The following is a 7,330-nucleotide window of genomic DNA, read 5'->3' as shown; positions in this document are numbered from 1 at the left end:
TCCGATTGCTACAGATATCCACTGAAAAAGGTGAGCAGGAATTATCCATCTGTTAGTTTCCCCCAGAATTGTCCTTTCACTTCTGATATTTTAGATCAAGATTGACCTATCCTAAGCTGGTCTTCATGTAAATTATATTGTTATGACAGGAAGGGATAGGGTTTTACGGTGCTTCTTTGTACTGACTTTGCTGTCATTAAGCTTGGGCTATTTGAAAATAACTCCAATCGGAATCTGATGCGATTGGCCGTTGGCCACGCTACGCGAACGCAATAACACCATGATAGCAATCAATCGCCTCCTTAACTCACATTCCACACCCATCTATCGAAAAAAAAAATAGCCGTAGAAATACTATCCACGGCTATTTCAGTAAACACTATGTCATTTCTCTTTCCGAATCAATCCGGATGTAATCCTATTTCATTGGGCAAAGGTCACGCTACGCCAAAAGACCGGAGCCTTTGCCGGGGGGAAACCCCCCCAGAAATTTAGCGATGCAGCGCGGTCTTGGGGGTTTCCCCCATGAGCGACTGCATCAAGACAACGTATTAACGGCAAGTCGAATACTTGGTTGCAAAACTAATTACTTGCCCTGGAATTCCGGTCGGCTGCAAAGGGCTCCAGTCGGAAACCGACCCATACCCGAGTGCAGAAAGGGAGTAAATAGTCTTGGTGACTCCTTCAGGAGAGCCCTTAATGTACTTAATACGTTGTTTATTTTGGTTAGATTCATCAGAATTATTGTTTTGATTCGGGAGAAAGTTTTGAGACATGGTTAAAAACCTGAATTATGTTTACAATGATTATTGTAATGATTATTGTAATGTTTGTCAAGGGTTTTTATAAATTTTTTTTTGGGGAGGTAATTTGAGAATGAATGACAGCTGTCAGCTTTCAGCTGTCAGCCGTCAGCTTATTTTATTCAAAAGCTGTTCCCATCGCATGATTACATATTTTGGGATTATAACTGATAGTTATTTTAGAATCAATGTAATAAGTGATAAAATTTTGATGCCATATTCCCTACTCCCTGGTCCCTACTCCCTGTTCCCTGTTCCCTGTTCCCTGTTCCCTGTTCCCTGTTCCCTGTTCCCTGTTCCCTTTGCTATACTGATAACTTCCCCATCAATTAGCACTGATTACCTGTAAAGCCGTAAACTTAAAATCACCGAAAGTCTGAGAAACAATCTGCTGATTACCCCGAAATTCTTGTTTTTCATAACGACCATTGTTTAATATCAGCACAGTTACTAACTGCTCTTGGGGGTCAATAATCCAATATTCAGGAATAGCCCTTTCTTGGTATTGTTGTACTTTTTCCACGTAATCACGTCGGTAGTTTTCATCCCTTTGGTTTTTGTAGGGGCTAACTACCTCAGCCACAAACTGTGGGGGAAGCATATCAAGGGTGATAGTTAAGCGTTTTTCGGTTTGGATAAGATGTTCTTCTCTAATCACTACCAAATCAGGATAGCGGTTTTGAGGATTTCCTGGAACTTGTAATTCACAATTGTGCGTCTTAATTAAGCGGGGGTTAATTAGCTTGACTAATTGGAGCATTAGCCACATTACCCTCCAATTATTTGGTTCACTCTCAGGCGGCAATTCTACTAACTCCCCATCAAACAGCTCATAACGGTTATCTGTGCCATCATCGTATTCCAGGTATTCCTCAAAAGTGAGTTTGGAGGTGGTTTTAACCATGGTAATTTTAGGGAACAGGGAACAGGGAACAGGGAACAGTAGGAAATAGGCGTTGCTGAATTAATAAATTAATGCGCGATCATTTGGTTTTCTTAAAGCCCCCTAAATACCCCATGATTGGGGGTCTAGGGCGTGTCTTATTACCTCGGATATCCCCCTAAATCCCCCTTAAAAAAGGGGGACTTTGAGTATGGCTCCCCCCTTTTTCAAGGGGGGCTGGGGGGGATCATAATCTTGCGGAAAACGTTTAAAACACGCCCTAGGGGGGCAAAACCATACGCATAATGAGCAACACCGCTTTTTTTATTCTAATCCCAATTAAGTGACATTCCCAAATACTCTTCCAACTTCTGATTATGAGTTCGAAAGAAGTCAGTTAACATTTGTTTCAAGTCTTGACTAATGGGAGTGTAAGACCTACCATTGCATTTGGGATATTGAAAAAACTTCTGATCAGATAATCCCAAGAATTCAATGATGGTACTCATGACAGTCTTGGAATTGCTATAGAAGTCTTCACTCTTCACTATTAAAAATTGTTCTCTTGGAAAAATATCCATCCATCGTTTTAACTTATAGACGTAAAGACTTCCTAATAAATTATTTGGGTGTCGATACCCAATCTGTAATAGCTCTGATTCTGTCAAACTTTCCAGTCGTTGCTTTTCTAGAGCTAGGGCATCTTCTAGACTGCGCTTTTCTCGGCCATGATAAAAATTGTGATAGTAACAAGAGATGGCGCGATCAACGGGATTTCTCAATAAAACAATCAGCTTAACCTTGGGAAAAAACTGAAACATCCGTTGGGCAGATTCAGTGCAGTCAAAATAATTAGGACTTGCTTCCCCAGCTAAGAAATTAGGAGTGTCGGTAATGGATGGAAAATGGGCGAGATACCAATCAATCCCTTGATTATAATATTTACTGAAAAAATTTAACTCTTTTTTATGAGGGGAGATAATTTGTGGATAACGACTCAGATACATATATAATGAAGATGTACCAGATCTAGCCGCTCCAATAATAACGAAGTCTGGACCATGTTCTTTTTTAGGTTTCCAGTCAACCTCCGCAAGGTTTGGATTGGATGCAACTGCTTTTTTGTAAGCACTAGTTTGGTAACAGCTAATCGCTTCTTCAAGTTGCCCTTGCTCGGTTAGCACATCCCCTAAATTCCCCCAAGCCAGAGGAAAATCTGGTTGCCGTTGGATGCACTGTCGATAAAAGGTGATAAGTTGCTCTAACTGCTCTGATTCAATCCAGGTGTACTGTAGGTCTACATAAGCTCGCTTAAAACAGGGGTCAAGCTCAATCGCTTTTTGATAAGACTCTATGGCTTCTTTGAATCGACTTTGCCCTCTGAGCAGTTGACCCAACTGATGATAATCTTTAGCGCTAGAGTTGGGATTACTATCGACTATTTGTCGATAATAGTTCATGGCTTGGTGATTTCGGGGATTATTCTCGACCGCCTGTTGATAAAATGCGATCGCATCTTCCATCTTTCCCTGGGATTTGAGTATCTCCCCCAGACGATAGTAAACTTGGAGTAAATTGGGCTTTAACTCAATCGCTTGTCGATAACAGGTGATGGCTTGGTCTGGTTTGCCTAGAGACCACAGCCTGTTGCCCAACTTAACATGCTCCTCTGGTTTAGCCCAATTTGGCTCTAGGGTTAGGGCTTGATACCAACACTCCGTAGCCTCGTCCTGTTGACCAGTCTTAGCGAAAACCCGAGCCAAGTTACGGTAAGCTCCAGCAAATTTCGGGTCAATTGCGATCGCTTTTTCGTAACATGCGATCGCTTCGGGCCACTGTTGCTGTTGAGCATACAGACTCCCCCGATTAGCATGGTCTTTAGCCAACTTTACTTGAATTTTCACCACCTTGAGCTGGCCCTGGGTTTGGTCAACAGAGTCGTGGTCATGACCCGAAGATTGCTTGATATCCCTTGACATCGTTACCGTTAAGACGCTATTTTTTGAACAATCACTATGCGAGCCTGATGCAGAATCTCAAACTGACCCTTAACTGAATCTAGAAACCTATTAATCCCAATTTTAGGCGCTTCTTGTGGTTTAGCAGGATTGCTCCATCCATAGTTATTAACGATCATCAGCCCTCCCACCTTGAGTAGCTTCCAACAAAGTAAAGCATTTTGCTCAGCAATGGTAGCTTTGTGACGCCTGTCGCGAATGTTAGCTAAATCGTAGCAATTGCCATCAAGGGAATTAAGCAACTGCTCAGGTTTTCCCTCTAACCTAGTCACCTTTTCCGCTGCTCCAGTTTTAGCTATATTTCCAGCAAACTCTTCCTGAAAGTGTGGCGAAACACAAGTTAATCGAGCTGAAGAGTTAGTCAGGATTTTATCAAGTAACCAGCAAGCGGAATTGCCTTGAAAACTCCCAATTTCCAGACACTGAGCATCCGCGACACCAGCTAGGGGCTGCAAGTGTTTTTCCCAGACCGGAATTTTAAAGGTAAACCTATCCTGGGTGAATCGATAATCCTTCTGAGCACACTGATCCCAACCCCGCAATTGAGCAGCTTGTTGATAACAAGTGTAGGCTTCGGTCAACTCACCTTTTTTTACCAAAGCATCCCCGAGTTTAACATAAGTCCAGGGATAGTCACCCACTGTCGCAATGACCGCACGGCATGAGACAATCGCTTCATCCCACTTCTGCTGTTGAATCAACAGTTGGATCAGTTCCCGATAAGCTCCAGGAAAATTTGGATCAACCTCAATCGAGCGGCGAAATGCTGCAATCGCTGTGTCCACCATTCCTTGTTTGAGCCAAATCCCAGCAATTTTATAGTGGGCCTTAGCTTGATTTGGGTCAAGGTCGATTAACTGACGATAACATGCGATCGCATTCTCCCACTTCCCCTGGGCTATCAAACAGTCTCCTAACTCGTAGTAAGCTGCCCATAGGGTGGAGTCACGCTCAATCGCATTTTGGAAACAAGCAATGGCTCGATCCGGTTTACCCTGAGCCAGGAACGCTTTCCCTAGTTTATAATGTCCCTGAGCATTGGCTGATTTGGGTTTCAGGCTCAGAGTCTGATACCAACACTCAATTTCCTCGTCTTTTTTCCCCAGCTGAGAATAGATTTCTGCCAAACTCCAGTAAGCCTCAGCAAAATCTGGCTGGAGGCTAAGAGCATGGTAGTAGGATGCGATCGCTGCCTGCCACTGTTGTTGACTGCTGTATATATTTCCTATTTTAGCATAGACTTGCACTAAATTCGGTTTGTCATCGAACACTCTAGAGTGCCAGAAAATTGCTTCATCAAACCGACCCATCCCTTGCAAGATATTTCCTAAAACTCGGCAAGTCGAGGCAAAATCAGGTCGATTTGGAGATGGACTTTCCAACGCTTGCTCACAAGCGGCAATTGCTTCAGTTAAGTAAGTGTACATGAGAGGGAACAGGGAACAGGGAACGGGGAACAGGGAAAAGGGAACAGGGAGCAGGGAGCAGGGAGCAGCGCTACTTGATTAACTCTTGCCTGTTACCTTTCCTTAATTACAGTATGTTCACAACTCAAATCAAGCATTAAGCATTAAGCATTCAGTGGTCAGCGGTCAGTGGTCAGCGGTCAGTGGTCAGCCGTTGGCCTTTGGATGTTCCCGTAGCCTTCCCGTAGCGGATAAGCTCATAGCTGATAGCTGATTAAGGATTACTGATAGCTGATTACTGATTGCTGAAAGCTGATTACTGACTGCTGAAAGCTGATTGCTGATTACTGACCTACTAAAGTATCTCAAAACCATCATCAGTTTTATTAATTTCAACATCCAAACCTGAACTCAATTGAGCAATGGTTTCCCCATCCACTTTTAGCTGACCAGTGATCGAGTCGTAAGTTACGATAGTCTGGTCATCAACCCCTGGAATCACGATCCGATCTTCTCCAGACTTAAACTCAGTAATAATATCCGGCTGATCGTCAAAGAACTCGAAGGTAAATGTATCCTCTCCAGGACCCCCGATCGCCACATCAGTGCCTGGTCCTATGATCAGGTTATCATCTCCTTCTCCACCCACCACCACATCATCGCCTTCACCGCCAGTGATTTGGTCATCCCCTGCTTGCCCCAAGAGCACATCATTCCCGTCACCACCGCTAATCTCATCGTTTTGATTACCAGTCTGAATAATATCTAGACCATCGCTCCCCCTAATATTACTTCGTTCATCGTCTGGTCCTAAGATAACGAAGCCGTCTTCATCATTTGGGATAACTTCAAGATCTGGGTCAGCAAACATAGAAGACATCTACTATAACTCCTTCTTTATCCTAGTTGATATTACCACCTATCAACTATAATTTATTACAGATTTTTTCGCCACAAACAAGATTAGTTTTTTTGTATTCTCAAATAGTTAGTAGTTCTACCGAAGATAGTGTGTATAAAAACGCGCTTATTGACCACTAGGTCTGATCGGACTGGTTATTTATCAAAAAACATTCTCTGAAAAACTAAAAGTCCCGCCCAATCGCCCAATAATTATTATTTATAGCAATTATTGCCTAAGATTGTTACACAGCAAGTTCGGTAGAGCCCAAATAGTTTTACTGAATCCATGGCATCCTTTGCCTCCTTATTGGTTATGCACCCTTGAGCATAGCTGATTTAGGCCAGTAATTTTCATTACTGAGTAAAGGGAATCTAGGTTAACTAATATATCTTCTGTTAGTGAGCTAGTATACATTAATTTTCGAATAGGTTGACAGTCAAAATTCTCTCCTTTTACATAATAATGTTTTAGTCCCAGTTGTTGACTAATCATCCAGTAATCTGTTCTCACATAACTGGGTGAGACTAGTTCTATAATTTGAGTGCCAGGGCGACAAAATACAGTATTGGTCAGACCAGCGCCATGGGGAGCAACAATTGCTTTAACAGAAGCAAATAAAGCAACTTGTTCCTTCACAGATAGGCTTTCTAGGGCAATGGTAATAAAACCAAATTGGGATAGCAGCTCCTTGACCTCAGTTTCATTGATAACTTGTCGATGTCTGGCTTGCGCTCTAGAAATGTAGATCCGCTCTGGGTATCTTAATTCCAGAGTTTGCGGTAGAAACCTCTGTCTGAGAAAGTTAATAGTACCCTGCGGTACCCAATCAAAATGTCCGGGAAAGGAGGGTAAGACTAACTCCTGGGCTTGAATATGGGGGTAGCGATCGCTGGAGATAATTTTGTTAGCAGGAATGCCTAAGTAATTGAGGGTTTCTTGTTGAAAGGGTTGCTGTGGCGTATTGATCAAAAACCAATCAATCTTAGGGAAATCTATCCCACTGCGGCGTAGGATTTCAATTCTAGGCAGGACATCAAACATCCAGTGGTAGTAGCCATGTCCAGACAGTCCCGATAGAACCGCTACTGTGCCATCAATGTACTCTAAAGGCGGCATCTGATCCAGACTAAATATTCTATGGTTTCTGGGGTCGTAATGCTCACATCCAGGTAAATACCATGGGTAATTTCGAGAGAGGTCAGATAGCAAATAATCATCTGGGGTAATGATGGCGATGCCATTACAAATCTTCCAGTAACTGCTTTGGGGGGCAATCCAAGCCCGTCCTTGTGGGATAGTCGCCACAAAAACAGTAG

At 42.9% G+C, this 7,330-nt stretch carries 7 protein-coding genes; 1 reads left to right on the top strand and 6 read right to left on the bottom strand.

Translation table 11 applies throughout. The features are described 5' to 3' along the window. Positions 1-551: 551 nt before the first annotated feature. Positions 552-776: a hypothetical protein gene (locus F6J94_RS26775; protein ID WP_293045828.1), complete on the bottom strand. Its 225-nt coding sequence runs from the start codon at positions 774-776 to the stop codon at positions 552-554. Positions 777-876: 100 nt separating this feature from the next. On the opposite strand from F6J94_RS26775, the gene F6J94_RS26770 reads away from it, so the two are divergent. Beyond that, positions 877-1,152 (top strand): hypothetical protein, encoded by a 276-nt coding sequence (locus F6J94_RS26770; RefSeq protein ID WP_293045825.1) that lies wholly within the window; start codon positions 877-879, stop codon positions 1,150-1,152. Here F6J94_RS26770 and F6J94_RS26765 read toward each other — a convergent pair. From F6J94_RS26765 to F6J94_RS26745, 5 genes are all read right to left on the bottom strand, one after another. Further along, positions 1,129-1,707: a Uma2 family endonuclease gene (locus F6J94_RS26765; RefSeq protein ID WP_293045822.1), complete on the bottom strand. Its 579-nt coding sequence runs from the start codon at positions 1,705-1,707 to the stop codon at positions 1,129-1,131. The two genes, F6J94_RS26770 and F6J94_RS26765, sit on opposite strands and share 24 nt — an antisense overlap. Before the next feature lie 308 nt (positions 1,708-2,015). Beyond that, complete coding sequence (locus F6J94_RS26760; protein ID WP_293045819.1) at positions 2,016-3,665, bottom strand: tetratricopeptide repeat-containing sulfotransferase family protein; 1,650 nt, start codon at positions 3,663-3,665, stop codon at positions 2,016-2,018. A gap of 8 nt (positions 3,666-3,673) precedes the next feature. After that, complete coding sequence (locus tag F6J94_RS26755; RefSeq protein ID WP_293045816.1) at positions 3,674-5,131, bottom strand: tetratricopeptide repeat protein; 1,458 nt, start codon at positions 5,129-5,131, stop codon at positions 3,674-3,676. Between the two features lie 334 nt (positions 5,132-5,465). Continuing rightward, positions 5,466-5,990: a hypothetical protein gene (locus F6J94_RS26750; RefSeq protein ID WP_293045813.1), complete on the bottom strand. Its 525-nt coding sequence runs from the start codon at positions 5,988-5,990 to the stop codon at positions 5,466-5,468. 327 nt (positions 5,991-6,317) lie between these two features. Then, a partial coding sequence (locus F6J94_RS26745; RefSeq protein WP_293045810.1) for a glycosyltransferase family 61 protein occupies positions 6,318-7,330 on the bottom strand: 1,013 nt, incomplete at its 5' end.

Origin of the sequence: Moorena sp. SIO1F2, from assembly GCF_010672755.1 — a bacterium.
GTDB lineage: Bacteria > Cyanobacteriota > Cyanobacteriia > Cyanobacteriales > Coleofasciculaceae > Moorena.
This window is presented reverse-complemented; position numbering and strand designations above follow the sequence as displayed.

Excerpts from the sequence above, each read along its gene's own strand:
- F6J94_RS26775 (WP_293045828.1), bottom strand. The coding sequence starts at position 776 with ATGTCTCAAAACTTTCTCCCGAATCAAAACAATAATTCTGATGAATCT.
- F6J94_RS26770 (WP_293045825.1), top strand. The coding sequence starts at position 877 with ATGAATGACAGCTGTCAGCTTTCAGCTGTCAGCCGTCAGCTTATTTTA.
- F6J94_RS26765 (WP_293045822.1), bottom strand. The coding sequence starts at position 1,707 with ATGGTTAAAACCACCTCCAAACTCACTTTTGAGGAATACCTGGAATAC.
- F6J94_RS26760 (WP_293045819.1), bottom strand. The coding sequence starts at position 3,665 with ATGTCAAGGGATATCAAGCAATCTTCGGGTCATGACCACGACTCTGTT.
- F6J94_RS26755 (WP_293045816.1), bottom strand. The coding sequence starts at position 5,131 with ATGTACACTTACTTAACTGAAGCAATTGCCGCTTGTGAGCAAGCGTTG.
- F6J94_RS26750 (WP_293045813.1), bottom strand. The coding sequence starts at position 5,990 with ATGTCTTCTATGTTTGCTGACCCAGATCTTGAAGTTATCCCAAATGAT.